This window comes from Streptomyces sp. NPDC033177 (assembly GCF_055577715.1).
In genome coordinates this window covers 97,794-122,550 of sequence record NZ_JBVIPS010000004.1, presented here as the reverse complement: position 1 = coordinate 122,550, position 24,757 = coordinate 97,794, and the positions used below count along the sequence as shown (strand labels likewise).

Sequence of the window (24,757 nt, the reverse complement as noted above, 5' to 3'; positions counted from 1 at the left end):
GTCAGCTCTTGGCTGCCGCAGTCAGAATGTCCGCCAGTTCCACCGGGCGGCTGAGTGCCGCGCAGTGGCTCGCCGCGATCTCGCAGGGGATCACGTCGAGGCGTTCCAGCGCGAGCCGGCGCTGGAGCTCCGGTGGGAGGAAACGGTCCTCGGTGCACACCACGGACCTGGTCGGCACGGTCGGCCAGGCGTCGAGCGGCCACGGCTGGGCTGACGCGGCCAAGGACGGGTGTGCCCGTTCCTTGCTCATCGCTTCCTCGGCGAGCGCGTGCGGGACATCGTGGTAGAAGGAAACGTGCGGGTCATCGCTGCCGGTGAGGCCGCCGTCCCGGTCGGCCTGGAGGGGTGGCGACGACCGGGCAACGGCACGTAGCACCCACCTTTCCGCAGTCAGGCTCCCATCAAGGTCCACCCGGTGAAGCGGTTCGGCTGCCAGAGCGAGTAGTTTTCAACTGCGGCCCCAAGGTGGGGCCATGAGTGATCAGGGGACGGGAATGGCACACGGGGTATGCACCGGCTGCGGGGGCAACGAGGTGTATGAGGGGCAGGCCTACTACGGACAGGCCCTGCCGAAGGTTCGGCTGAAGTTCGGAGCGCTCCGCGGAGAGACGGTGCCGACGTCGGCGCTGGTCTGCACGGACTGCGGACGTCTGGAGTGGCGCGTGCTTCTCGACAATGCCGCCAGGGACGGCGTCCGGCAGCACTTCACCCACGTACCGCCCAGGTAGCGAAAGGCGAGGGCCGCCACGACCCGCAGCAGAGTGACGGCGCCTCTGTCCTGCATCGAAGTGCGTCTACGCCCGGGCGCTGTCCAGCAGTCGTTGGATGTGCAGGCCGTGGGCCGCGTCGATTCCCGTGCCCCGGCCCGTACGGACCGCGGTGGCGAACTCGCGGCGCAGGATGGGCCAGCACTCCTCGTGGTCGATGTCGGCGGTGTCGTAGACGAGTTCTTCACCGGGTCCGAAGAGCTCCACGCGGGTCCTGGCGCGGGGGAGGTTCACGCTGCCGGACAGGGACGCCTGGCTGACCGCGCCGTTCTCGTGTTCGCAGGTCAGCTCGATCCAGCGCGTGGGGTCGCCCGTGGCGCGTACGGAGACGATCGGTGCGACCGCGGTGTCGAGCAGGTCCAGGAGGTGCGGGCCGAGGTCGAGCAGGGCGCCGTGTTCGAGCCGCCAGGCGGTGGCGAAGTCGCCCTCCAGGAAGGCTCCGTGGAGGTAGCACGAGCGTGCACCGGTCACCTCGCGTGTCGCTGCTTCGGCGAGGAAGGCACGGGTGGCCGGGTGGTATCGCTTGGTCAGGACGAGTTGCGAGATCACCTGATGCTCGGCGACGGCGTCCGCGACGGCGCGGGCGGCTTCCAGGTCGGCGCCGAGCGGCTTCTCCAGGAGCAGGGCGCGGCCCGCCGCCGCGGCACGCGGAGCCAGTGCGGCCTGCACGGCCGGAGGCACCGCGAAGGCCACCGCCTCGCACATGTCGAGCAGTTCCTCGAAGGAGGCGGCGGCCGGAGCGCCGTATGCCGCGCCGACTTCGGCCGCCGCCTCGGGCCGGCGCGCCCAGACCGCGGCGAGCGTCGTCTCGGGACCGGCGGCCAGCATGCGGGCGTGCATGGCGCGGGCCCAGGGGCCGGCGCCCACCAACCCGACGCGGACCGGCGGGTGGGTCCAGGCGGTGGTGGGGTCGGGGGTGGTGTGGGGCATGGTGTTTCTCCGTGGGTGAGCTGGTGTCGTCGGGGCGGCGTGCGGGGTGGCCTTGGCCGTCGCGTCGCGCGAACTGGGGTGTGGTTCCTGGTGCGGTGCGGTGTGGTCCGGGTGCTTGCCTCGTGATGGCAAGGCCTCGCCGCGCCACCACCTCGCCGCGCCTCGCCATGACCGTCGGCCCGGACACCGCCCGCCGTGCGCACCACAGGCAGGGCGGTGGGAATCTGCCGCGGTCCAGCCGGTGCTAGCCGCGGTTGCCTCCTTCGCCGCCAGCGCCCTCACGCCACACACACTGCGTCCAGCCAGTACGCACGAAGCCGGTTCACCCCGACTCGTTCGGCGCCAGCAGCTCCGCGAGCCGCGCGTCCGCCGTGTCCGGGGAGTAGAGGTGTTCGACGACCATGAGGGTGGCTCCCATCAGGGCGGCGTGGTCACCCAGTGCGGAGGTGACGACCTGGAGGTGGGAGGTGGTGCGGGGCATGGCGCGCTGATAGAGGAGTTCGCGTACGCCGGTGAGGAAGGGTGTGCCGGCCAGGTCGCCGGTGAGCACCAGGACGCCGGGGTTCAGCAGAGTGACGACGGTGACCAGGACTTCGCCCACGCGCTGGCCCGCCTCCCGGGCGAAGCGCACGGCGTCCGGGTGACCGGTGGCGAGGTGGGCGCGGACGTCGGAGCCGGAAGCGGTGGGCACGCCGGCGGCGGTGAGCTGTCTGGCGATGGCACCACCCGAGGCGACCGCGGCGAGACAGCCGTAGGAGCCGCACATGCACAGGGCGTCCGGGCGGTCGTGCAGGCGGATGTGGCCGATGTCGCCCGCGCCGCCGTCGATGCCTCGATAGACCTCGCCGCCGACGATGACGCCCGCGCCGATGCCGGTGGAGGCCTTGATGAGGACGAAGGCGCTGCAGTCGGGGTGGCCGGCCCGCTGCTCCGCCAGGGCCATCAGGTTGGCGTCGTTGTCGACGTAGACGGGCGGAGGCCCCGCGTCGGCCGCCGGGACGACGTGCTCGGACCATGCCTCGCGCAGGCGTCCCCGTACGGGAAAGCGGTCCCAGCCCGGCATGATCGGCGGCTGCACGATCTGGGCCGTCTCCCAGTCGACGGGGCCGGGGACGGACAGGCCGATGCCGCAGATGCGCGCGGCGTCGACACCGGCCTCGGCGAGCAGCGGCGCGAACCAGCGCGCCAGTTCGTCCAGGACGCGGTCGGGTCCGTCGCCGATGAGGAGGGCGCCACTGTGCTCGGCGAGGACGTTGCCCGCCAGGTCGAGCACGGCGACCCGCGCGTGCCGCGTCTCCAGGTCCGCCGCGATCACCGCGGCGTGCGTCGGGTCGAACTCCAGGCGGACGGAGGGTCGGCCGCCGGTGGAGGCGCCCGTCGCGTCGCGCAGCCAGCCGGCCGCGAAGAGCTGATCGAGCCGGTGTCCCACCGTGGAGCGGGAGAGCCCCGTCGCTTGCTGGAGCGCTCCGCGCGTGGTGGCCTCGCCGCTGCGGATGAGCTGCAGCAGGTGACCTGCGCTGGCCTGGTTTCCTGCCATGCCCGCTGTCCCCGTCCTGTCCTGTTGATCTGTGCGTGTGAAGCAGTGAAGCGTGTGGTGCTTGTGGTGCGTGCCGTCGGCCGGTCGAGCCGTACGGCTCTGTGCTGCCGCGGTGCTGAGCCGGTGTCAGCCCTTGTCGGCACCGCTGGTCAGGCCCTCGGTGAGGAGCCGTTCGGCGGCGAAGAACAGGAGTACCACGGGGATGGTGAGGATGACCGACCCGGCCATCAGTACGGTCTTGGACACCTCGATGCCGTTGGCCAGTTGCTGCAGTCCCAGCGAGACCGTCCACTTGTCGGGCTCGGCGGCCAGGAAGAGGAGGGCGAAGAGGAATTCATTCCAGGCGATCATGAAGACGTAGAGCCCGGTGGCCATCAGGGTCGGCATGGCGAGCGGCAGGATGATCTTGCGGACGGTCTGCAGCCGTGAGGCCCCGTCGATGGCCGCCGCTTCCTCGATGCTGTACGGGATGGTGACGAAGTAGTTCTTGAGCATGTAGATCGAGACGGGGACCGTCTGGGCGATGTAGACGATGGCCAGACCGACCAGGCTGCCGGAGAGCCCCATCTTGGCGAACATGACGAAGAGCGGCACGGCGAGCAGCGTGGCGGGGAAGAGGTAGACGGCCAGGAAGATGGCGCTGACGTGGCGGTTGCCGAAGAACTTCAGCCGGCTGACCGCGTAGGCGCCGGGCACCGCGGCGGCCAGGGTGAGCAGGACCGTGGCGATGGCGACGAGTGCCGAGTTGAGCAGCATGGCGAGGAATCCCTGGCCGCCCTCGGAGGACGGCTTGAGCACGTTCTCGTAGGTGCTGAGGGTGAAGTCCTTGGCCGAGACCCAGAGGTTGCCCGGGTCGAGGAGCAGCGCGTCGATGGGCTTCACCGACAGCATGAGCATGTAGTAGAAGGGCACGATCGTGATCGCGGCCAGGAAGGCGATCACGATCCAGCGCAGGACTCCGAAGAGGCGCTCCTCGAATTGTGCGCGGGTCAGGCGCTTTGCACTGCGCCCCGGTTGGGGCAGGGGGCGTTCCGGCCGTTCGGTCCGTTCGCGGGTGATCGTCTGGGTCCGGGTCATGCCGATTCCTCCTGCACCTTCTTGCCGAAGAACTTGAAGTAGATGCCCAGGAGGGCCATGAGGGCGACGGCCAGGACCAGTGCCTGTGCGGATGCGGCGCCGACGTCGAAGCGTGAGGTGAGGAAGTCGTAGACGCGTACGGCCACGACGTCCGTGCCGGAGCCGCCGCCGGTGAGCAGGTAGATGTCGTCGAACTTGTTGAACGTCATGATGAAGCGCAGGACGGACAGCAGCGCGATGACGGGCATCAGTTGCGGCAGCAGGATGTGACGGAAGCGCTGGGTCAGGGTGGCGCCGTCGACTTCCGCGGCCTCTTCCAGGCTGCTGGGCACCGCTTGGAGGCGGGCGAGCATGAAGAGGAAGGCGAAGGGGAAGTAGCGCCAGGTCTCGAAGGCGATGACGGTGAGCAGTGCCAGCGGGATGTCGAAGTGGAAGCCGAACACGCCCACTTCGTAGGAGCGGGTGGAGAGGAAGGCGATCGGGTCGTCCCAGCCGAAGAGCTTGTGGCCCCATTCGTTGACGATGCCGAACTGGGGGCTGAGCGCCACTTCCCAGACGAAGGCGACGGCGACCACGGGCGCGACGTACGGCAGGAGCATCGCGGCGCGCAGGATGCCCCGGCCGCGGAAGGGCTTCCGCAGGGCGAGGGCCGCGATGAGGCCGAGGACGACGGAGCCCGCGGTGGCGCCGACGGTGTACACCAGCGTGGTGCCCAGGCTGCTCCAGAATCCGGGCGAGCCGAATACCTGCTCGAAGTTGTCCAGGGTCCAGCGTCCGAAGAGGCCGTTGTCCTGGATGTTGACGAGCTTGGCGTGCTGGAAGGCGAGCAGGACGGTCCACAGGATCGGCAGGATCACCACGACCAGGACCACCAGGAAGGTGGGGGTCACGAAGGCGAGTCCGGCGCGGTTCTCCCGTGTGCTGGCGGACTGGGGTTGAGGGTCACGGCGCTTCTTCGCGCCGCTCTGGAGTGTGCTCATGGATGGGTTACCTCGGAGAAGGAGCGCCTGGAGGAACGCGGAGAGGGGCGCTTGTGCGGCTGACTACTGGAGGGACTTCTGGAGCGCGGCCACCTCGTCGTTGGCCTCCTTGGCGGCTTCGTCCGGCGAGATCTGGCCGCTGGTCATCGCCCCGATGGCCTTGGCCACGGGCAGCTCGCCGTTGGTCGCGCCCACCAGCGCGCCCTGCCCCTCGGTGAGGCCCCAGCGCTTCATGTCGCCCACGCCCGCGACGAGCCGGTCCAGGAGCTCGGGCGGGTAGGCCTTCTGCATGGAGGCGCGGCGGTCGACGCCCATGACGCTGGAGCGCCAGGCCCGGTCGAAGGAGCCGGGCTCGCTCTTGGTGCCGGTGCGGACCGGGATCTTGCCTTCGGGGGCCATGCCGAACCAGTCCTCGTAGCCCTTGCTCATCATGTACTCGATGAACTTGCGCGAGGCGCCGCTCTCGGCGGTCTTGGTGACGGCCCAGGAGGTGATCTCGCCGAACTGGGCGGGTTCCTTGCCGTCGGGGCCCTGCAGGGCGGTGATCACCTTGGTGTTGCGGGCCAGGAACTTGGGGTCCTTCTTGCACTGCGGGCAGCTGGGCAGCGCGTCCGAGCGCAGGCCGGCCATCTCGTCGAGCAGGAAGGACGACCAGATCATCATCGAGGACTTGCCGGCGAAGTAGGTGGCGCGGGTGGTGTCCACGCTCTGGGTGCCGGAGGCGCCGTGTTCGCGTGCGAGGGCGTCGTACGCGGCGAAGGCCCTGCGGCACTGGGGTGAGTCGAGGGCGGGTTGGCCCGCCGGGTCGACCAGGCGGCAGTCGTTGGCCAGGGCGAGGTCTTCGAAGCTCTGCTGGGTGAAGACGTCCGAGGGGTCGGTGGCGGCGGACATGCCCGCCCTGCCGTCCTTGTCGAGGGCGGCCGCGGCCTTCATGGCTGTCGCGTAGCTGTCCGGCGCCTTCAGGCCCGCATCGGCGAAGAGGTCCTTGCGGTAGACCAGCAGTTGGAGCCAGGCGTCGGAGGGGACGCCGAGGCGGGTGCCGCGGTCCTCGGTGAGGGACAGGGCGTTGGCGTTGAAGGTGTCCGGGTCCAGGTCCTTGACGATCTGGTCGGCGACCTTGGTGTTCAGCAGGCCGTTGCCGTACATCTGCCAGACCTGGCCCATGGGGACGGCGCCGATGACGTCGGGGAGCTTGCCGGACGCGGCCGCCGACATGATCAGCTGCGGGAGCTGCGCCTCGTCCACGCCGACCAGGTCGACCTTGACGCCCGTCTCCTTCTCGAAACGGCTGACGATCTTCTCGGTCGCCGCCATCCGGGGAGGCAGGTTCTCCTGCGACCACACCGTGATCGTGTTGTCCGCCTGCCGTTCGGCGGTGGAACTGCCGGAGCAGCCGGCGAGCAGGCCCGCGGCCAAGGTCGCGGCGAGCCCGAGGCGGGCCGCCCTCGACCGCCGGGTTTTCATCAACATGCTGTGTCCTCACGCCACTCATGCACTTCTCCCGAGCATCTCAGCACCACTTTTGCGTGTTGACAAGACATAACTCTGAGATATCTTCGACGTAAGTCATCGAGAACCACCCATTCCCAGCACTTCCGGAGCTCCCGTGGAACGCGTCGTCCAGTTCACCGGCCCCCGCCAGGTCGAAGTAGCCGAGCACGAGAGTGCCGCGCTGCCCACCGGCCATCTGCGGGTGCGCACCCGCTACTCCGGCATCTCCGCGGGCACCGAACTCACCGCCTACCGGGGCACGAACCCCTATCTGACGCGCACCTGGGACGCCGAGGCGCGCATCTTCCGCGACGGCGCGGCCGGCATCGAGTACCCGGTCGCCGGGTGGGGCTACTCCGAGGTCGGCGAGGTCACCGAGGTCTCCCCCGAACTCATGGGCACGCCGGGCATGCCGTCCCCCGGCGATCTGGTCTGGGGCATCTGGGGCCACCGCAGCGAGGGCATCGTCCCGGCCGAGCGCATGATCGGCCACACTCTGCCCTCCGGCCTCGAACCACTGGCCGGGGCCTTCGCCCGGGTCGGCGCCATCGCGTACAACGCGGTGCTCGCCGCCGACATCCACCTCGGCGAGGACGTGGCGGTCTTCGGCCAAGGCGTCATCGGTCTGCTCACCACCCGCCTCGCCCAGCTCAACGGCGCGCGCGTCACCGCGGTCGACGCGTTGGACGGACGGCTCGCCACGGCCCGTGAGTACGGCGCACGGCACACCCTCAACGCCCGCACCGACACCGTCGCCGAACGCATCCGCGAGGCCACCGGCGGCACAGGCGCCGACGTCGCCATCGAGATCAGCGGCGTGTACCCGGCCCTGCACGAGGCCCTGCGGTCGGTCACCGTCGGCGGCCGCGTGGTGGCCTCCGGCTTCTACCAGGGCGACGGCGCCGGCCTGCGCCTGGGCGACGAGTTCCACCACAACCGGGTGCAGCTGATCTGCTCCCAGATCGGTGGGGTTCCCCCGCAGCTGGCCGGACGGTGGACCGTCGAGCGGCTCCAGCAGACCTTCCTGTCCCTGGTGGCCGAAGGCCAGGTCGACGTGAAGTCCCTGGTCAGCCACGTCGTCCCGGTGGCGGACGCCGCCGATGCCTACGTGCTGCTCGACGAACGCCCCGCCGACGCCCTGCAGATCGTGCTGGAGTTCTGAGCCCCTCCCACAGTTCTGAGCCCCGCCCCCCGGATCGGCCCACGAGCAGTCACCCAGACCCACCAGATCGCTGACCCTCAGCGCTGAAAGGCTTCACCATGCTGAAAACCGCCTGCCAGGAACAGCTCCTCCCGGGCGACACGCTCCAGGAGAAGTGGGCGTTCGCGCAGGACGCCGGCTACGACGCCGTCGAGCTGCGCTCCAAGGGTGACTTCCACTTCCGCGACCGCCTTCCCGAGCTGAAGCAGGCCGCCGCCGACGGGGTGGTCATGCCGACCGTCTGCGTCGACATGCTCCACTTCTTCGCCGCGTTCGACGACGACCTGCGCCGCGACGCGCTGGAGCAGATCAAGTCGCAGCTCAGCGTGGCAGCCGAGATCGGCGCGCTCGGCGTGCAGACCCCGGCCTCGTACGGCATGTTCTCGCGCCGCCTGCCGCCGTTCGAGCCGCCGCGCTCCGAGCAGCAGGACCGCGAGGTGCTTCTCGAAGGACTGACCGCACTCGGCGAGCACGCCCGCGCCGAAGGCGTCACCCTCTACCTGGAGCCGCTCAACCGCTACGAGGACCACATGGTCAACCGCCTTGACCAGGCGGCCGACTTGATCCGCACCGTGGGCCTCGACTCCGTGCGGATCGGCATCGACAGCTACCACATGAACATCGAGGAATCCGACCCGGCAGCCGCCATCATCGCCGCCGCCCCCTACATCGGGCACGCCCAGGTCAGCGACTCCAACCGGTTCCAGCCGGGAGCCGGTCACCTCGACTGGCCCGCCTGGCTCGGCGCCCTGCACACCATCGGCTTCGAGGGGTACCTCGCCGCCGAGTGCCGCCTGACCGGCGACCCCGTCGAGGCGGTGCGCTCCGTCCCCGCGTTCCTGCGGAGGTCCGGCGCGTGACCTCGCTGCTCGAAACCCCCGTGCCCGCCGCAGCCGATGACCTGACCCTTCGGCGCGGTGCGGCACGGGTCCTGCTCCGCAACTGGACCGGCATCTCCACCGTTCCCTCCCGCGGCCTGTACCCCCACCAGTGGAGCTGGGACTCGGCCTTCATCGCGATCGGCCTGCGGCATCTCTCCGTACGCAGGGCCCAGCGCGAGCTGGAGAGCCTGCTGGGCGCCCAGTGGGCCGACGGGCGCGTCCCCCACATCGTCTTCAACCCGCTGGTGCCACTGGACGCCTACTTCCCCAGCCCCGACTTCTGGCGCTCCTCCACGGCCGGCGCCACCGCAGGAGCGCCCGCCCACACCGAGACCTCCGGCATCGTGCAGCCTCCGGTCCACGCGTTGGCCGCCTGGCTCGTGCACGAGGCCGACCCGCAGGCCTCGCACCGCCGGAACTTCCTGCCCCGCCTGTACGGCCGGCTCGCCGCCTGGCACGACTACCTCACCGGCCCGCGCGACCTTGGCCGCGGAGGGCTGGCCGCCATGGTGCATCCATGGGAGCCCGGCATGGACAACAGCCCTTGCTGGGACGGCCCGTTGGCACGCATCGACCCCGTCGCCCCCGGCTCCTACCGACGCGCCGACCTCGACCACGGGCAGCCCGCCGAACGCCCCACCGACCTGGACTACGGACGCTATGTGCGGCTGGCCACCGACTACCGCGACAGCGGTTACACGGACGCGGTCGGCCACCACGCCTTCGCCGTCGAGGACCCGTGCGTCAACGCCCTGTTGATCGTCTCGGAACACGCCCTCGCCAAGATCGCCGCCGAGATCGGCGCGGAACCGGCCCCGCACGAAGAGCGGGCCGCCCGCCTGACGACCGCGCTGGTCGAGCGCCTCTGGTCACCCGCCGACGGCATGTTCCTCAACCGCGACCTGGTCAGCGGCGAACTCATCGCCGAACGCAGCATCGCGGGCCTGGTGCCGCTCATCGTCCCCGCACTCCCCCGGGACATCGTCGAAGCCCTGCTCACCACGGCGGCAGGCCCCGGCTTCCGGCTCGGCTCGGTGCCCATGGCGCCCAGTTACGACTTCGACGGGCACGCCTTCGACCCCTCGCGCTACTGGCGCGGTCCTGCCTGGTTCAACACCAACTGGCTCCTGGAGCGCGGCCTGCGCCAGTACGGACAATCCCGCACGGCAAACGCGCTGCGCACGGCCATGCTCGGTGCCGCGGGCGCCAGTGGCTTCGCCGAGTACGTGGACCCGGTCACCGCCCAGGCCCGCGGCACCCGCGACTTCGGCTGGACCGCAGCCCTCACCCTCGATCTGCTGGCCGGCCGGCGGCCCGCGGACCCCGGCCACTCAAGCCCCTCGAACGGAGCGCGTACGTGAACGGCGCAGCGGACACCACCCTGATCCACGGCGGCACCTTCGCCGTCCTGGGCGCCGACGGAGGACTGACCGGCCGCCGCGGCACCGCGCCCGACGGCCTGTTCCACCGCGACGCACGCCATGTCAGCCGGTGGACCCTGACGGTCGACGGCACCGCGCCCCTCGTGCTCGTCCCCTCCGCCGGTGAGGTGTCCGCCCAGTGTGCGCTCACCCCGCCGGGCACCCGCGACGAACCCCCGCCCTACACCGTCTTCCGCGAACAGGCCCTCGCGGAAGGGGCCTTGACGGAATCCATCCGTCTGGTCAACAACCGCCCCGCCCCGACCACCGCCGTCCTCGGCCTGACCGTGGACGCCGACTTCGCCGACCAGCTCGAACTCCGCTCCGACAAGCGGCACTACGCCAAGGACGGCGCCCGGCGCACCGCGACGATCCGCCCCGACGGCATCGCCTTCGCCTACGAGCGCGATGCCTGGCTCGCACGCACCACGGTGTCGGCTGCCCCCGCGCCGACGGCCGTGGAGCCGGTTGGGGCGGTGGAAACGGTGGCAACGGTGGTGAGCACCGCTCACCGGCTGGAGTGGCACATCGAACTTCCGGCACACGGCGCCGCCCAACTGCTGCTGACGGCCACGGCCCACGCCCCCGGCGCACCCGTGACCGCCCCAGCCGGCACACCTTCCCAGGCCGCCGCCGACCTGGCCGCCGACCGCGCGGACTTCGTCGGCGCACCGCTGCCGATGCCACCCGACGCCCCCGACGGCCTGGCCGCCGCGTGCGCCCGCGGGCTGAGCGACCTGGCGTCGCTGCGGGTCTCCGCTCCCGGCCCGGACGGGGAGAGCGTGCGCGTGCCGGGTGCCGGGGTCCCTTGGTTCCTGTCGCTCTACGGGCGGGACTCGCTGCTCACCTCCCTCTTCGCGCTCCCCTACCGGCCACAGCTGGCGGCGGGCACGCTCAGCGCCCTCGCCGCGACACAGGGCACGGAGTACGACGCCTTCCGCAACGAGCAGCCGGGCCGCATCGTGCACGAGATCCGGCACGGCGAGCTGGCCCACTTCCACCAGGTGCCGTACGGCCGTTACTACGGCTCGGTGGACTCCACCCCGCTCTTCCTGGTGCTCCTGGACAGCTACAACCAGGCAACCGGCGACCACGACCTCGCCCTGCGCCTGGAGAAGCAGGCACGGGCCGCCGTGGCCTGGATGTTCGGTGACGGCGGCCTGGACGACCGCGGCTACCTGGTCTACTCGCCCGACCCGCAGGGCCTGGTCAACCAGAACTGGAAGGACTCCGCGGGCGCGATCTGCTTCCTCGACGGCACACAGGCCGAAGGGCCGATCGCCGTCGCCGAAGCTCAGGGCTACGCGTACGACGCGCTCGTCCGGACCGCGCGCCTCGCCCGTTCACTGTGGGACGACGCCCCCTACGCCGACCGGCTCGACGAGGCGGCGGCCCAGCTGCGAGCGCGCTTCGCACGTGACTTCTGGATGGCGGGCCCCGACTTCCCGGCTCTCGCGCTGGACGGCGAGGGCAGGCACGTCGACTCCCTGGCTTCGGACGCCGGTCACCTCCTGTGGTCCGGCATCCTCGACGCGGCGCAGGCCCGCCGCGTGGGCCAACGCCTCCTGGAGCCCGACTTCTTCACCGGGTGGGCCATCCGTACGCTGGCCTCGGGGCAACCCGGATACCACCCGCTCTCCTACCACCGCGGCACCTGTTGGCCGCACGACAACGCGGTGATCCTGCTCGGTCTCGCCCGCTGCGGCCTCACCCACGAGGCGCGCAGCATCGCCCATGGGCTGGTGGCCGCATCCACACACCAGAGCCACCGACTGCCCGAGGTCATGGCAGGTTACGACCGCACCCAGCACCAGCAGCCGGTCCCCTACCCCCACTCCTGTTCGCCGCAGGCGTGGGCCGCGGCAACGCCGTTGGCCGTCCTCACCGCTCTGAACGCGGTGTCGTAGCGACCGGCGCCGATCACGTCGAAGTCTGGATCTGCCCGGCACGGGAGATGAGGTGGAAGTGGCGGGCGACGCGCCGGTAGGGGTCGATCCGGCCGGCCTCCCACTCCGCCTGCAGCACCTGGTCGAAGTCGTCGCCGGAGGTCTCGTCCTCGAGGTGGTCGGTGAACACCCGTACCCCGTACCACTGCACAAGCTCCAGGCCGTGTTCGGCGAAGATCCGCAGGACCATCGCGCGGTCCACGCCGCGGCTGACCGTGCCGATGCTGTTGTCCTCGACCGGGCTGTGCAGCGCGTTCAGCGCGCCGCTCCAGTCCCGGGCCAGTCCTCGCCGTATGGCCAGGGCGTCGGCCTGATAGGCGAGGACGGAGATGATGCCGCCGGGCCGCAGGCACTGGGCCAGTGCGCGCAGCAGCGGGGCCGGGTCCTCGAGGTACATCAGGACGCCGTGGCACAGCACCGCGTCCCACCCGGTGCCGACAAGGCGCGGGGCTTGCTCACCGAAGCCGCGGCGGAAGGTGACGCTGCCCGATGCGTCGTGGGCGTGTGGCAGCCAGTTGGAGCGGGCTCTGGCCAGCATGGCTTCGTCGGGGTCGAGCACGGTGACATGGTGTCCGCGCCCGGCCAGCATCCGTGCCTGGACGCCGGTGCCGCCGCCGACGTCGAGCACCTGCTGCGGCCGCGCGTCCGGCAGGTGCTCGGCCAGAGCGCGATCGACGAGCTGATGTCGGACAGCACCGCGGAGCGAACTGCTGCGGCGGGCGTAGCGGTCGGCGAGCTTTTCGCCGAGCGGTTCGCCGGGACGGTCAGGCGTGGTCCAGGAATTCATCATGGGGATCTCTGAATCTGGGGCGGGGGCGCGTCTCGTGCCAGGACAGCTTGGCCAACGAAGCGATGTTCCGCAGGAAACGGCTCAACTCCCCCCGGGCGCCGCCTTATTGCTGGTTATCGAAGGGGGGGTGCGGACCGTACTCGGTGTAGAGCTGGATCACCTGTGCGGTCACCTCGTCACTGAGCAGGGCGGCCAGTCGGATGGCCATGTCGATGCCGGAGGAGACCCCCGGCCGAGGTGATCACCCTGTCGTGTCCGACCACCTGCTCGGAGGTGTGGCGGGCGCCGTACGACTCCAGTTGTGCGGCCGCGTCCCAGTGCGCGGGATCACTATGTCCATGTGTCGCAGCCTGGCCACCTCCGTCCGTGGACGGCGGTGGCCAGGCTGCGGGAGTGGGTTGCAGGCTCAGGTCCCGCAGTTGCCCGATGTCGGCTCGCCGGCAAAGCGCTGGCCCAGCCATTCAAGTGCCGGGCCGTTGCCCTGGATTGCCGTTCCCACATGGGACTGCCCGGCGAAGGACCTCCACTCCACGGCGTTGCCCTTCGCGCACCAGTCGGCCCGCAACTCCTGGCCGACCGCGTAGGGGATCGTCTCGTCCGCGTCGCCGTGATAGACGAAGGTCGGCGCGGACGGGCGCTTGCTGCCGATCAGTTGCTTGGCGATGGCCTTCTGCCACTGGGGCCGGTCCAGCGGGTTGGAGGTGGTGACGTCCTCGATGGTCTTGCCGCGCCCTGCCTCCAGGACCGTACCGACACACTCGTTGCGCACCACCTTGGCGAGCCTGCGGCCCTCCTTGGTGAGGTACTTGTTGAGCGCCAGGGACGGGTCAGCGGCGTTTTGGCCGACAGCGGACATCAGCAGATAGCCGGCGCTGTCCCCGCCTTCGAGCGATTCGGCGACCTTGGCGAGATCGGCGGGGACCCCGCCACTTGCCGTCCCCTTGACCTTCAGCTCGGGAGCATACGTCGCGGCCATCTCGGCGGCCTTAGCGCTGGCGCCGCCGCCCTGCGAGTAGCCCATGATCCCGACGGGCGCGCTCTTGGAGACCCCGTACTTCGCTGCCTGGGGGTGCCGCTGGGCCGCGCGCGCCGCGTCGAGGACGGCGCTGCCCTGCGCCTTGGCGACCATGTAGGTGTGGTCCCCGGGGGTGCCGAGGCCCTCGTAGTCGGTGACGACGACGGCGTAGCCCCGTACCAGCGCGGCGTTGACGAGCGGCGCCTCGGCCGTCGTACCGCCCGGGAAGCCGGCGGAGGGCGCGCACTTGTCGCCGAGGCCCACCGTGCCGACGGCGTAGGTGATCAGCGGACGCGGGGTGGCCTTGCCGTCGTCGGGAACGATCACGGTGCCGGAGACCGTATTGGGGCGTCCGGCGGCGGTGGTCGACCTATAGGTGATCTTCCACGCCTTGGTGGGGGTCGGAACGCCCGGTGTGTACTGGAACGAGGACGGCTTCGAGCTGAGGATCTTGCCGGGGGCCTTCTTCTTGCCGGAATGCTTCCCGGCCTGGCCGTGGCCGTGGCGCTTGTCCTTGCCGTGCTCGGCGGCGCTGGGGGCCTTCCCGGCGGCCCGAGCCGCCGAATCGGCAGCGGGGGTGGCATCCGAGGCACCAACCGGCGCATGCGCACTCTCCGCGGCGGCGGACCCGGGAAGCCCGAGCACCGCCACCGCGAGCACGGCACTCGCGGCCACCGGTCGTCTGCGTAGGGCTGACATCATGCAGCTCTCCCAACTCTCCTGTGGGCAAGGGGGGTTGGCCAGCACCGTACTGACCCGTCAGTAATACGGCCATAGATGTGCAGGGCGCGGCGACACCGGCCATGGCGCCCGCGACTCCCCCGAAGCCCTCGCGGCCCTCGGCATATCGCCTGATGGTAGCGGTGATCCGGCCCCTGAGAACGGTCATCGCCGTGGTGCCGCCACCCCCTCCGGATCACAAAAGATCTAGGAATTCGGGTGTGCTCCGGCGGGCGAGATGAACAGTGAGGTCGGCGGCGACCTCGACCGTCTCCGGCAGAACCCGTGCGATGTGCCGCAGAACCTGCTTGCGCTCCGAGGGCGGCAGCATCAAATAGGCCGAGATGGTGGAGAGCTGGCCGATGTAGTCGCGTGCCCCCATCGTCAGGCGCCTGCGGATCGTGAACTGCTGGACGTCGGTGAACAACTCGCTGTGCTGGAGCTCCGTACCCGGCCACTGCATGTCCTGTTCCGGAGGCGTTCCGTCCGGGGAGGGAATCTCATCACTCTCCAGGAACGGCGCGCGCGCCACCCGGACGGCCTCCCGCACAGCTGGGTCTGCCAAGTGAATCGGCCCGCCGAACGAGGCGAACACGCCACCGGGCTCCAGAAACGCGGCCACGCGTGTCCAGCGACCCTCCGGTCTCGTCCAGTGCAGGGCTGCTGCCGCGTACACCAGCCCGTATCGGTCGCCCGGCCGCAAGTCCTCGAACGCGGCCCGCACGGTCCGGACACCTGCCGGTACGTGCTTGCGCAGCTCGGCGAGCATCTCCCCATCGGGGTCGGTCGCGGTGACCTCGACGCCCCGCAGGGCGAACAGGCGGGTCGCCTTGCCTGTTCCGGCGCCGATCTCAAGGGCGGTCAGAACCGGCCGGTCCGCGTACGCCATCACCCTGTCGAACAGTTCCACGGGATACCCCGGCCGATACCGCTCGTAGGCATCCGCCATCGATCCGAAGCTCAGTGCGCGACCCGACATACGGAGCATTTTGACATGATCGCTGGGGCCACCGGCCGCCCGGAGCGCGACGCTCACCGCGCTTTATTGTGTGCCCATGGCCGAAAGTGACGCGAAGACCTTGCCGACAGTGCTGCCCGCCCACGCGATCGAGGTCGGTGTCGAGCCGCTGGACCGGCCGGCACGGAACTCGGTGGGCGGCTGGCCGTTCCTCGATGAGGCCCAGTCGTGGCCCGAGTGCTTTTGCGGCAGGCGGATGGCGCTGTTCTTCCAGCTCGACATTCCCCAGGATGTGGAGCACTTCGGCGGAGACCACCTGCTGGTCTTCCACTGCCGTACGCACAACGACCCGTCCGATCCTCAGCTGTCCGCGGGTCGGCTCGTGCCCCAGTACTGGGATGCCCCGCAGCCACCCCACCCCAGTCCGTTCTGGCGTGTACTGCTCCAGCGTGCCGCGAAGCCGGTGTCCGAGGCGGAACCATCACTGATCGGCCTGCCCCTGACACTCAAGGCCTTCGCGGACACCCCTGGCACGCAAGGGCTCGGCTCCCAGACGTTCAAGGTCGGCGGTACGCCGTCCTGGGCGCAGGAACCCGAGCACTACACGTGTGCGTGCGGAGCCGAGCTGGTGTACGTCTGCCAGGTGCCCGAGGGCATGGAATTCGGCGGCGACACGGATGCCCTGTTCCTCGGCAACGAGATCTATCTGCTGGCGTGCCCGGCCCACTGCGATCCGGCCGCGGTCTGGCCGGTGAACCAGAACTGACCCTCGGCCTCGCCGGGTCGCACCCTCTCGGGTCACCGCCGGTCCCTGGACGATCAGGCCTTCTGCTTCCCCTGCTTGATGACCTTGCTGGTCATGTCCACCGTGTCGGCGGCCTCGGGCGCCTTCACGGCGACGTCGGTGCCGAAGTCGCTGAAGTCCATGACCACCTTCGCCTTGACCTTCTCACCGGAGGACGCCTTCTCACCGGAGGACGCCTTGGACGTGCCGCCGCCCTCACCCGACATCGAGAGCTTCATCTGCTGACGCCTCGTCAGCCCCTTGCCGTCGATCCACAGGTCCATCGGAAGGGTGTCGCCGAGCTGCTGCCGGAGCATCTTCTGCTGCTCCGGACTGCCCTTGGCCAGTTTCTCCACGTCGACCGCGACGCGGTAATGCGTGGTCTTCACGCCGCCGACCTGCTCTTGACCGACCTTTTTCACGTCCTTCTCGGACAGCGACTTGGTGTAGGCGAAGGAGTCCGCGGGATCACTGATCTTGGTTCCGCCCGACCCGCCCGCGGCCTGCAGCCGCTTGAGGTCGATCTTCGTCCACGCCTTGCCCCCAGGCAGCCCGCCGCTGCCCTTGGGGGGCTTCTGGTACAGGACTTTGTCCACGATCCGCTGCTCGATCCGCTGGCCTTGCTGACCCAGCTCTATGCGGCTCTTCCCGTCGCCGAAGTCCATCACGCCGGATCCCTCGACGGTTTCGCTGCGGCCGCCCGCGCTGGCCGTCGAAACCACCTTCACCTGGGCCGAACCCGCCTGCGACGTCTTGTCGTTGGTGGCCTGCACCACCTGCGCCGGGGACTTCGCACGCTCTTCGCCCGCCGATCGCGAGCCTTGGTCGCCGTCATCTCCGGAACCGCAGCCCGTCAGGGCGGTGGCCCCCAACAGACCGGCCGAACCAAGGAGTGCCAGACGGGAAGCGCGGGACGTAACGTTGATCATCGAATCCACCCCTCGATACAAGTACTGAGCCTGTGTCAGGTCTGCGCTCAGGTGCCCCATGCATGACACCCCACGCATTCGGTGGATCTTTCTACGCTCCCTGCAGTAGACAGAACGACAGCTCCGGTCAGGCTCCGTGCTGCTCCGTGTAGTGCGCGCGGAGCAGGTCAGCACCCCAGTCGTGGCGGATGTGCCGCCAGACCGAGTGGGCGTGGTTGCCGTCGTCCTGGGTGTTGTCGTATTCGATGAGGAAGTCCGGGGCCCGCACGCAGTAGTAGTGCTGTTCCCCCGGCTCGCGGCCACCGGCCCAGGCGAACGAGAGGGCGTCCAGCCCCTGCGCCAAGGTGTCGGACCAGCACTCCCGTGCATACGCGGCGGGCGCGCGGTCCAGGTAGCGGCGCACCAGGCGTTCGAGCATGTCCTGTTGGCCGGTGGTCATGTCGCCGTACGTCAGGCCGGTCGGCAGCCGGTCCGGATCGGCGAACGGATCATCGCGAGTCAAGATGTCGTCGGGCGGTGCGGCAGCGAAGACGGCCTTGCCCCGACGCCCGTCGTCCAGGTCCGTGACCAGCTGTCGGGCCAGGTCCTCCTCCGGCCCCAGCAGTCGGCGGCCCGCCTGCGGGCCGTCCGGAACGCGTGCCGGTTCCGAACCGATGAAGTGCGGTGTCACCCGCATCCCGGTCGCCGTGATCAGTACGTGTACGGCGAGATGGTGGCCGTTCATCCGCCAGCCCCAGGGGCCGCCGTCGTCCGGGTCGCCCAACAGGCGCACCCAGTACCGGTCGCCGCCCGTGCCGCCGACCGACGCACGGCGATACCGCTCCACTTCGATCGCCCCGCGCGCCAGCTCCGCCCCCGCGGCGCTGTGCGCCGCGGTCAGCACGGCGTCGACGGCAGCGCGCTGATGGCTGTCCAGGTTCTCGGTGGACAACCCGGGGCGCGAGCCCGGCAGGTACGTCCACTCCCGCAGCTCGGGCGCGTCCAGCCGCGCAGGCACGTCGCGCAACACACGCACATGCTCCGGTTCCAGCACGCGCAGCAGCTCATGGACGGCCTCCCGCACCTCCGCGGCCGCCGCCTCCCACCGATATACGTCCACCGTGCCTCCTCCCCCACCGCAGGGCGATGTCGTCCCCTGGGGCCCATGATGCGTCATCCGGCCACGCCACGACACCGGATCCGGCCCACCGCCCACCGGCACCCACCGGCGCCCTCAGTGGGCCATCGAGCGGTCCACCTGCACTGCCCGCGTGTTCAGTGCATCGGCTACAGCCGAAGAGTCGGCCCCGGGTCCGGGCATCTCCACCTCGATGCCCGCGCGCCGCGCGAGCGCGAGCGCCGTCGCCACAAACCCTTCGGAGAGAGTACGGATCACGGAGTGTTGTGTCCGGCAATGCCAGTGGACCAAGCCGCGCGCGAACTCCTCGTACACGACCACATCGACCTCAAGCGTGTCCGGATCGCCCCAGTGCTTGCCCTGGCCGATGCCAGAGGGCAGCCCGAGCTCCGCCTCGAAGACCTCGACATGCCGCAGGAAGAGGAGTCCCGCGCCGTTCGACGGATTCCACAGTGTCTCGTCACCGACATCGAAGTACATGCTCATGACCGATCCCCCTGTTCAGCAGCCATCGCACAGCCTTACATGGCCGCGGTCCTGATGGCGGTGCGGGTGCCGGGGCCGTAGACGCCGAGTGGTTCGGGGATGGCTTGTGCCTGTTGCATGCGCGCGACCGCGGCTGCCACGTCGTGGCTGTAGTAACCGTCCACGGGACCGGTGTAGAGCCGGAGTTGTCGCAGCTGCTCCTGCAACTGCCGCACGGAGCCGCCCGTGTTGCCCACGCGCAGCACGCTGGACGCGTTCTTGGCCGAGGCCCTTGAGTGGTGGGGCGCGGCGTCGGTGTCCGCAGGGGAGCTCCGGTGCGGGGCGGATTTGCCGGGCGGGTTGGATGTGGTGGGTGCCTTGTCGGGCGCGGGTGGGGGCTCGCGCCGGGGAGTTTCCGGTTGCTCAGCGGGGGGTGCGGCGTGCGGCCTGACCGGGGCGGCGCCGTGGGTCTGGGCCAGGAGCGCGGCGGTGAGGGTCAAGAGGGCCGCGGACGCGTAGCCGTACGAGAGCGGTGGGATGCCCCACCGGGTTCTGGGCGCGCCATGGCGGGAGGTGGCCGGGCGCGGCGGTCGACGTGCGGCGGCGGACGCACGGTGGCGGCCCTTCCGCTCTCTGGCGGAAGTGGGCGACGCGCTTGGGGGTGCTGTGGTGTACGTCGTCTCGTCCGCCAGGCGCGGAACTCCGAACGCCGTACGCGGTCGGCGCTCTGTCGTCCGCGTCAGGTAGGAGGAAAGAGCCGGGTACATGGACGGGTCTGGAACGGTTGCTTCGGAACTCACACGACCGAACGTAGACGTCAGCGCGCCGCCGATCCCTCGCTGACGGCCTCGGACCGTGATCCTTAAGGTTGCGTTGATCGCCGTCTCAGGACCGGATAAGCGGAACCGCGATGGGTCGGCCCTCGGCGTCCGAAGACGTGGCGCGGTCGGCTTCGTCCCGCAGCAGCAGGGACAGGAGCGAGGCCACGACCAGTCCGGACTCGGCCGGGTGGCGCAGCGCCTCGCTGGGCGCGATCCGGTAGGTGTTGGTGCGTCCCCGCCGGACGTGGGAGAGGTATCCGTCCTTCTCGAGGTCGGAAATGATCTTCTGGACGGCGCGCTCGGTGAGCCGACAGCGCGCGGCGATGTCACGGATGCGGGCGTTGCGGTTGTCGGCGATAGCCGCAAGGACCCGCGCGTGGTTGGTGAGAAACGTCCATCCGGTGTGGGGCTCGGGCACTCCATCCATGCGCCAACTCTAGCGACCGTGCGTACACGTTTTCAAAAACACGTACTCCTTTTCAGGTATTAGTTGACGTGCTTGGGTGGTGGAGTGCAGCCTAGGAGCGGCGCTGGGCAAGACGAGAGGGAGAGGCCATGCCGGAGCCTGCACACTCAGAGCGGCCCCCCGGCGGGGAGGCTGCCGAGCACGCATGGGACACCCATCCGTTGCTGCCCCGGCTTCAGCTGCCGGCCACGGTCGACACCGTGCCGGACGGCGCCCGGCTGACCGTGATCATGCGCGGAGAGCTTGACCTCGATACGTGCCAACAACTCCGGCCCGACCTGCTCCGTGCCCTGAGCGTCTCGACCCAAGGCATCGACCTGCATCTGAGAGAGGTGACGTTCTGCGACTGCTCGGGGACCAACCTCATGCTTGACCTGCGCCGACTGGCGCTGCGACACGGCAAGTCCGTGACGGTGCTCTCCAGCAGCCCCGCGGTGGACCGGGTGTTCGAGCTGACTGCCATACGCGATCTCTTCGAGCCGAGCGAGTCGCCCGGCCATGAGCCGTGCGACGAGCCGGGCCATGAGACCGAGCTCCAGGCCTGCACCCTGCCGCAGCCAGGAACGCCCCCGGCAGAGCAGCCCGGCGCCGTGCCGCAGCCGAGCCCTGCCACCACGGCGACGCCTCCCGCACCTTCGCCGGGCGCCCCATGAACCGTCAACCCCTGCTACGCGCTCGGTACACGAGCCGTCCACGTGGCCGGGGTCGGGCTTCCTCGTGCGCCCTCTCCCCCGGCCGCACGCTCACCCGATGCCGTTCAGGAACGGGATGATCGCGTCAAGGAAGTGCTCGTTCCGGTCGCCGGCCACCATGTGGCCCGCGCCTGCCACCTCCACGCGCTGCGCACCGGGGACCTGGTCGCAGAACTGCTCGGCGATGTCCTCGCGTACGACATCGCTGACCTGGCCCCGGACGAGCAGGAGCGGCACACCGGCGCGGCGTCCGGCCGACAGCAGACGCTCCGCCATGCCCGGCGGGTCCATCCGGCCCTCGAAGCTGTCCAGCATCCTCGGATCCCAGTGCCAGATCCACCGATCGCCCTGGCGTCGCAAGTTGTTCCGCAGGCCGGGGCTGCCCACCGGGCGCGAGCGCTGTGGCAGATGAGCGCCGACCGCCGCAGCCGCCTCCTCCACGCTGGAGAAGCCCTCCGGGGCGCCGCGCATGAACTCCACGATCCGGTGAAAGCCGCGGGGATCGGGGCGGTGGGCGACATCGACGAGCACCAGTGCTCGTATCGCGGCCCTGGGTGCTTCCCCGGCGGCGAGCAGCGCGCTCAGGCCGCCCAGCGAGGCGCCGACGAGTACCGGGTGGCCGCCGATCTCAGCGACCAGCGCCCGCACATCCTGCGCGAACAGGTCCAGATCGTAGTCACCGTCGGCCGACCATCCGCTGTCCCCGTGCCCCCGCAGATCCGGGGCGATGACCCGCCACCCCAGCGCGGCCAGCCGAGGACCGGTACGGTCCCAGGCGTGCCGCGTCTGACCACCACCGTGCAGCAGGAGGAGGGGCGGCCGGGCCTCATCGCCCCACACATCCGCCGCCATCACGAGCCCGCCGCCGCCCACGAAGCTGCGTGGCCCGGGCCGCGCACCCGCCGTCATCCCGCACTCCGGCGGCGCAGCGGCTCCAGCAGTTTTTCGCGGCAGGGGTCCGTGGCCGCCGCGGCCAGTGCGACGTCCAGGGCGAACAGTGCACGCGAAAGGAACCGGTCGTCATCGATGAGAGCGGCCACCCACTGATGCAGCGCGCCCACGCATGCGGCGGCAACCACCGCGGCCAGCGCGTCGATGTCGACGTCCGCGCGCAACAGGCCCTGGGCCCCCGCTTCTTCCATCGCTTCACGGAGCCGGGTGAGCGGGCTGTGGTCGAGCACCAGACCGCTCGCCTCCCACGCGCGCACCATACGGCGCGAGACCACCGGGTCGGCCACGAAGAGCTGCACCGTCGTGCGGACGACCGCATGCGGGTCGCCGCTCCCCTGCCCCGCCAGGCGGTGCTCCAGCTCCTCCATGAATCCGGCCGCGAGCGCCTCCCAGATCCTCTCGCGCGGCCCGATCAGGTTGTAGACGGTCGCCGGAGCCACCTCCGCGCGGTCGGCGATCCGCTCGACGCTGATCCCCGACTCCGGCCCCTCACGCAGGAGTTCACGCACCGCCTCCACGATCCGTGAGCGCCGCCGCGCCTTGTGCCGCTCCCGCAGTCCCCCATCGCTCCCCGGCACCATGCCCACCCCCGCCACTAGCCAGCCATCGAACTTAGAGAGGTCTCTAAATTTAGGGGTGTTTCCAGGCGCGGGCAAGCAGCGTCACATGGGCAGAGAAAACAGACGCACTGACTCTGAAGGCCAGTACGCGTCCTCGCGGAGGGGCGTCACCATGGTCCACAACGGCATGGTCACCAGGCGGCGTTCGGGCTGTTCGACGAGGACGTCCTCGTCGATCGGGTGCCACCCGAGGCGCTGGTACAGCGGTACGAGGGGAGGCCGGCAGAAGAGGAGCGCGTGCCGCGGCCCCATGGTGCGCGCGTGGTCGAGCGCCGCGGTGACGACAAGCCGGGCAAGACCCCGGCCCTGCATGTCCGGCGCGACGGCCACGCCACCGACGCCCACCACGTCCGTCCGTACGTCGCCGACCGCAACCGGCAGCCGCAGCAGGCCCGCGTGTGCCACCAGCCGTTCGCCGAGCCTGACTCCGAAGTGTTCTTCCTTGGGCAGCCAGGTCAGGCCGGTCTCGGCAACGCCGAAGGGGTCGTCCCCGTCGCCGAGGATCTCGCTCTGCTCCGTCTTCGTGTACCGGGCGAGCCGCATCATGGTCGGCGCCATGGAGGATCCGTTGTTCTCAGACATCCCCACATGATGATCTCTCCCCCGCAGCCGGGCCAAGGGGTTGCCCGGCCGGGCAACCCCTTGGCCCGTCGCTGTCAGCTGCCGAAGGGGATGTCCTTCGGGGTGGCCATGCGGCGGGTGCCGGGGTGGGCCTTGACGTAGTCCGTGATGTACGAGAGCGACTCCCGCACCGCGCTGTCGTCGGTTCCGCAGCCCTTCGGGCCGTTGACGCCGTCGGGGTAGCACGACATCCGATTGCCGTAGATCAGGCTGTCCACGGCGGCACTGCCGTCGGTGGAGTCGAGCAGCGTGGCGGCGCGCTCCCCGTCGCCCTTGCTCACCGTCCAGCCGACGGTCTGCGCGAGGTCCCCGGCATCCCTGGCCTGCCTGCCGGCCTCGAGTTCCTTGCGGATGCCGCCGAACTTCAGCGCCATGTTGAACAGGCCGTTGTCCATCACCCGCTGATCGCCGGGGACATCGGGCCCGTGCTCGGCGAAGCCGTCCCGGACCTGCGCGTAGTCGCCGCTGTAGCTGACCGCTTCCTTGGGCTTCAGGTCACCGAGGAGGCTCTGCCAACCGCTGCCGCCCTCCGTGCCGTAGAAGCCGTAGAGAACGCGGATCCCCTTGCTCTCCAGCTTCTCGCGCGCCAGGTCCCGCAGCGCGGCCACGGAGCAGTGGCGCCACTCGGGGTCACTGCTGTCGCACCAGTCGGGGTTCTTCATGTCGAGCCAGACGAAGGAGACACGACGCCCGCCCTCGTGCTCCTTCGCCACCTGGTCGAACATGTCCGCCATGGTGTCGCCGGCGCTGGTGAGGGTGCCGTCGTGATCCGCCCACCAGCCCTTGCGCCAGGCCGTGGCGTCGATCTCCAGTGCGTTGGCCCCGTTGGAGAGCGCCGTGGTCACCCCGCCCGTGGTCAGCACCCGGTGGGCGATGGCCCAGGTGGGGCGTTGCTCGGCCGCGTTCGGTGCGGCCTTGGAGGTCTCGTCCTGCGGTGCGGCCGTTGCGGCTCCGGTGCCCAAGGCGGCTGTGGAGACGACCAGGGCCAGGGGGAGCACTGCGGCGCGAAGCCGACATGATGCGGTAATGAGGACGGGTCCTTTCTGTTCCCCGGGCTGCGTGGTGCGGCAGCCCGTCTGCCGTACGGTGGCTGCCTTCTGTGCAGCCGGCGGGGCTACTGCCCGCGCCCGCAGCACCCTACGTCAAGTTACCCATGGGTAATAGGGGGTGATAGGGGGTAGCAGGAGGATGCGCTCCGTCACGCGACGGCCCCGGCACACCGCCAGGAAGGCGAGGGCACTCAGTAAGCGGGGACGAAAAGCGCCACGCCCAGGGCCACGACAGCGCACAGCGCTCCCGCCATGGCCAAGAGGATCGCCTGAGCCTGCACGGCATCCGCGTCCTCCCCCTCGCGCGGGGCACGGCTCAGGTCCCACACCGCTTGGATCTGCACAGACAATCCGATGACCACTCCGAGCAGGACGATGGCGTCGGTCATTGCAGTCTCTTTCCTCCGCGCGGCGACGGTCGCGCTCGGCGCGCTCGCAGCCCTCTTCCTGTTCCCTCTCCTGGCGCTCTTCCAGCAGCGCCTCCCAGGCGACCAGGGGGCTCGAGCATGCGCCGTACATTCCGATGAT

Annotated in this window: 26 protein-coding genes; 7 read left to right on the top strand and 19 right to left on the bottom strand. The window is 70.1% G+C overall.

What is annotated here, in order from left to right; translation table 11 throughout:
• Position 1 precedes the first annotated feature (1 nt).
• Positions 2-436, bottom strand: a complete 435-nt coding sequence (locus ACZ5U5_RS15305) for an alpha/beta hydrolase (protein WP_469022428.1) — start codon at positions 434-436, stop codon at positions 2-4.
• A gap of 37 nt (positions 437-473) precedes the next feature.
• Between ACZ5U5_RS15305 and ACZ5U5_RS15300 the strand changes: the two genes are divergently transcribed.
• A complete protein-coding gene (locus tag ACZ5U5_RS15300; RefSeq protein ID WP_469021214.1) occupies positions 474-728 on the top strand; it encodes a hypothetical protein in 255 nt (84 codons plus the stop codon).
• 66 nt (positions 729-794) lie between these two features.
• Here the strand turns inward: ACZ5U5_RS15300 and ACZ5U5_RS15295 are convergent, their stop codons facing one another.
• The 5 genes from ACZ5U5_RS15295 to ACZ5U5_RS15275 all read right to left on the bottom strand — a co-directional run bounded on the left by ACZ5U5_RS15295 (position 795) and on the right by ACZ5U5_RS15275 (position 6,761).
• Positions 795-1,697, bottom strand: a complete 903-nt coding sequence (locus ACZ5U5_RS15295; RefSeq protein WP_469021211.1) for a Gfo/Idh/MocA family protein — start codon at positions 1,695-1,697, stop codon at positions 795-797.
• 322 nt (positions 1,698-2,019) lie between these two features.
• Positions 2,020-3,234 carry an ROK family protein gene (locus ACZ5U5_RS15290; protein ID WP_469021208.1) on the bottom strand — a complete coding sequence of 405 codons (1,215 nt, stop codon included), beginning with the start codon at positions 3,232-3,234 and terminating at the stop codon, positions 2,020-2,022.
• A gap of 126 nt (positions 3,235-3,360) precedes the next feature.
• The gene (locus tag ACZ5U5_RS15285) at positions 3,361-4,227 is read right to left on the bottom strand and encodes a carbohydrate ABC transporter permease (RefSeq protein ID WP_469022425.1); all 867 of its coding nucleotides are present in this window, start codon (positions 4,225-4,227) and stop codon (positions 3,361-3,363) included.
• An 80-nt stretch (positions 4,228-4,307) separates the two neighbouring features.
• Positions 4,308-5,291 (bottom strand): carbohydrate ABC transporter permease, encoded by a 984-nt coding sequence (locus ACZ5U5_RS15280; RefSeq protein ID WP_469021205.1) that lies wholly within the window; start codon positions 5,289-5,291, stop codon positions 4,308-4,310.
• Positions 5,292-5,354: 63 nt separating this feature from the next.
• Positions 5,355-6,761 carry an ABC transporter substrate-binding protein gene (locus ACZ5U5_RS15275; protein WP_469021202.1) on the bottom strand — a complete coding sequence of 469 codons (1,407 nt, stop codon included), beginning with the start codon at positions 6,759-6,761 and terminating at the stop codon, positions 5,355-5,357.
• Between the two features lie 136 nt (positions 6,762-6,897).
• On the opposite strand from ACZ5U5_RS15275, the gene ACZ5U5_RS15270 reads away from it, so the two are divergent.
• The 4 genes from ACZ5U5_RS15270 to ACZ5U5_RS15255 all read left to right on the top strand — a co-directional run bounded on the left by ACZ5U5_RS15270 (position 6,898) and on the right by ACZ5U5_RS15255 (position 12,192).
• Entirely contained in the window at positions 6,898-7,944 is a 1,047-nt protein-coding gene (locus tag ACZ5U5_RS15270) for a zinc-dependent alcohol dehydrogenase (protein WP_469021199.1), read from the top strand.
• A gap of 98 nt (positions 7,945-8,042) precedes the next feature.
• Positions 8,043-8,843, top strand: coding sequence for a sugar phosphate isomerase/epimerase family protein (locus ACZ5U5_RS15265; RefSeq protein ID WP_469021196.1), 801 nt, complete (start codon positions 8,043-8,045; stop codon positions 8,841-8,843).
• Entirely contained in the window at positions 8,840-10,225 is a 1,386-nt protein-coding gene (locus ACZ5U5_RS15260; protein ID WP_469021193.1) for an MGH1-like glycoside hydrolase domain-containing protein, read from the top strand. Before ACZ5U5_RS15265 ends, ACZ5U5_RS15260 begins: the two co-directional genes overlap by 4 nt.
• Positions 10,222-12,192, top strand: a complete 1,971-nt coding sequence (locus ACZ5U5_RS15255; RefSeq protein ID WP_469021190.1) for an amylo-alpha-1,6-glucosidase — start codon at positions 10,222-10,224, stop codon at positions 12,190-12,192. The genes ACZ5U5_RS15260 and ACZ5U5_RS15255 overlap by 4 nt, the downstream gene beginning before the upstream one ends.
• Before the next feature lie 13 nt (positions 12,193-12,205).
• Here ACZ5U5_RS15255 and ACZ5U5_RS15250 read toward each other — a convergent pair whose 3' ends face one another.
• The 3 genes from ACZ5U5_RS15250 to ACZ5U5_RS15240 all read right to left on the bottom strand — a co-directional run bounded on the left by ACZ5U5_RS15250 (position 12,206) and on the right by ACZ5U5_RS15240 (position 15,735).
• The gene (locus ACZ5U5_RS15250; RefSeq protein WP_469021187.1) at positions 12,206-13,018 is read right to left on the bottom strand and encodes a methyltransferase domain-containing protein; all 813 of its coding nucleotides are present in this window, start codon (positions 13,016-13,018) and stop codon (positions 12,206-12,208) included.
• Between the two features lie 409 nt (positions 13,019-13,427).
• Positions 13,428-14,738 (bottom strand): lipase family protein, encoded by a 1,311-nt coding sequence (locus ACZ5U5_RS15245; RefSeq protein WP_469021184.1) that lies wholly within the window; start codon positions 14,736-14,738, stop codon positions 13,428-13,430.
• Positions 14,739-14,952: 214 nt separating this feature from the next.
• Positions 14,953-15,735 (bottom strand): class I SAM-dependent methyltransferase, encoded by a 783-nt coding sequence (locus tag ACZ5U5_RS15240; protein WP_469021181.1) that lies wholly within the window; start codon positions 15,733-15,735, stop codon positions 14,953-14,955.
• Positions 15,736-15,811: 76 nt separating this feature from the next.
• Between ACZ5U5_RS15240 and ACZ5U5_RS15235 the strand changes: the two genes are divergently transcribed.
• Complete coding sequence (locus ACZ5U5_RS15235) at positions 15,812-16,480, top strand: hypothetical protein (protein WP_469021179.1); 669 nt, start codon at positions 15,812-15,814, stop codon at positions 16,478-16,480.
• 53 nt (positions 16,481-16,533) lie between these two features.
• On the opposite strand, the gene ACZ5U5_RS15230 is transcribed toward ACZ5U5_RS15235, so the two are convergent.
• The 5 genes from ACZ5U5_RS15230 to ACZ5U5_RS15210 all read right to left on the bottom strand — a co-directional run bounded on the left by ACZ5U5_RS15230 (position 16,534) and on the right by ACZ5U5_RS15210 (position 20,257).
• A complete protein-coding gene (locus ACZ5U5_RS15230) occupies positions 16,534-17,427 on the bottom strand; it encodes an SCO4651 family lipoprotein (RefSeq protein ID WP_469021176.1) in 894 nt (297 codons plus the stop codon).
• 127 nt (positions 17,428-17,554) lie between these two features.
• Entirely contained in the window at positions 17,555-18,526 is a 972-nt protein-coding gene (locus ACZ5U5_RS15225) for a DUF3500 domain-containing protein (RefSeq protein ID WP_469021173.1), read from the bottom strand.
• Positions 18,527-18,640: 114 nt separating this feature from the next.
• On the bottom strand, positions 18,641-19,030 hold the full coding sequence (locus ACZ5U5_RS15220) for a DUF6086 family protein (protein ID WP_469021170.1): 390 nt from the start codon (positions 19,028-19,030) through the stop codon (positions 18,641-18,643).
• A gap of 35 nt (positions 19,031-19,065) precedes the next feature.
• Positions 19,066-19,809: a peptidoglycan-binding domain-containing protein gene (locus tag ACZ5U5_RS15215; protein WP_469021167.1), complete on the bottom strand. Its 744-nt coding sequence runs from the start codon at positions 19,807-19,809 to the stop codon at positions 19,066-19,068.
• Between the two features lie 85 nt (positions 19,810-19,894).
• Positions 19,895-20,257 (bottom strand): helix-turn-helix transcriptional regulator, encoded by a 363-nt coding sequence (locus ACZ5U5_RS15210; protein WP_469021165.1) that lies wholly within the window; start codon positions 20,255-20,257, stop codon positions 19,895-19,897.
• A 128-nt stretch (positions 20,258-20,385) separates the two neighbouring features.
• Between ACZ5U5_RS15210 and ACZ5U5_RS15205 the strand changes: the two genes are divergently transcribed.
• Positions 20,386-20,949: an STAS domain-containing protein gene (locus tag ACZ5U5_RS15205; protein ID WP_469021162.1), complete on the top strand. Its 564-nt coding sequence runs from the start codon at positions 20,386-20,388 to the stop codon at positions 20,947-20,949.
• A gap of 90 nt (positions 20,950-21,039) precedes the next feature.
• On the opposite strand, the gene ACZ5U5_RS15200 is transcribed toward ACZ5U5_RS15205, so the two are convergent.
• From ACZ5U5_RS15200 to ACZ5U5_RS15180, 5 genes are all read right to left on the bottom strand, one after another.
• Entirely contained in the window at positions 21,040-21,897 is an 858-nt protein-coding gene (locus ACZ5U5_RS15200) for an alpha/beta fold hydrolase (RefSeq protein WP_469021159.1), read from the bottom strand.
• Positions 21,894-22,520, bottom strand: a complete 627-nt coding sequence (locus ACZ5U5_RS15195) for a TetR/AcrR family transcriptional regulator (RefSeq protein WP_469021157.1) — start codon at positions 22,518-22,520, stop codon at positions 21,894-21,896. The genes ACZ5U5_RS15200 and ACZ5U5_RS15195 overlap by 4 nt, the downstream gene beginning before the upstream one ends.
• A gap of 81 nt (positions 22,521-22,601) precedes the next feature.
• The gene (locus ACZ5U5_RS15190) at positions 22,602-23,141 is read right to left on the bottom strand and encodes a GNAT family N-acetyltransferase (protein ID WP_469021154.1); all 540 of its coding nucleotides are present in this window, start codon (positions 23,139-23,141) and stop codon (positions 22,602-22,604) included.
• A 74-nt stretch (positions 23,142-23,215) separates the two neighbouring features.
• Entirely contained in the window at positions 23,216-24,178 is a 963-nt protein-coding gene (locus ACZ5U5_RS15185) for a PI-PLC domain-containing protein (RefSeq protein WP_469021152.1), read from the bottom strand.
• A 242-nt stretch (positions 24,179-24,420) separates the two neighbouring features.
• Positions 24,421-24,618, bottom strand: a complete 198-nt coding sequence (locus ACZ5U5_RS15180; protein WP_363212987.1) for a hypothetical protein — start codon at positions 24,616-24,618, stop codon at positions 24,421-24,423.
• Positions 24,619-24,757: the final 139 nt, after the last annotated feature.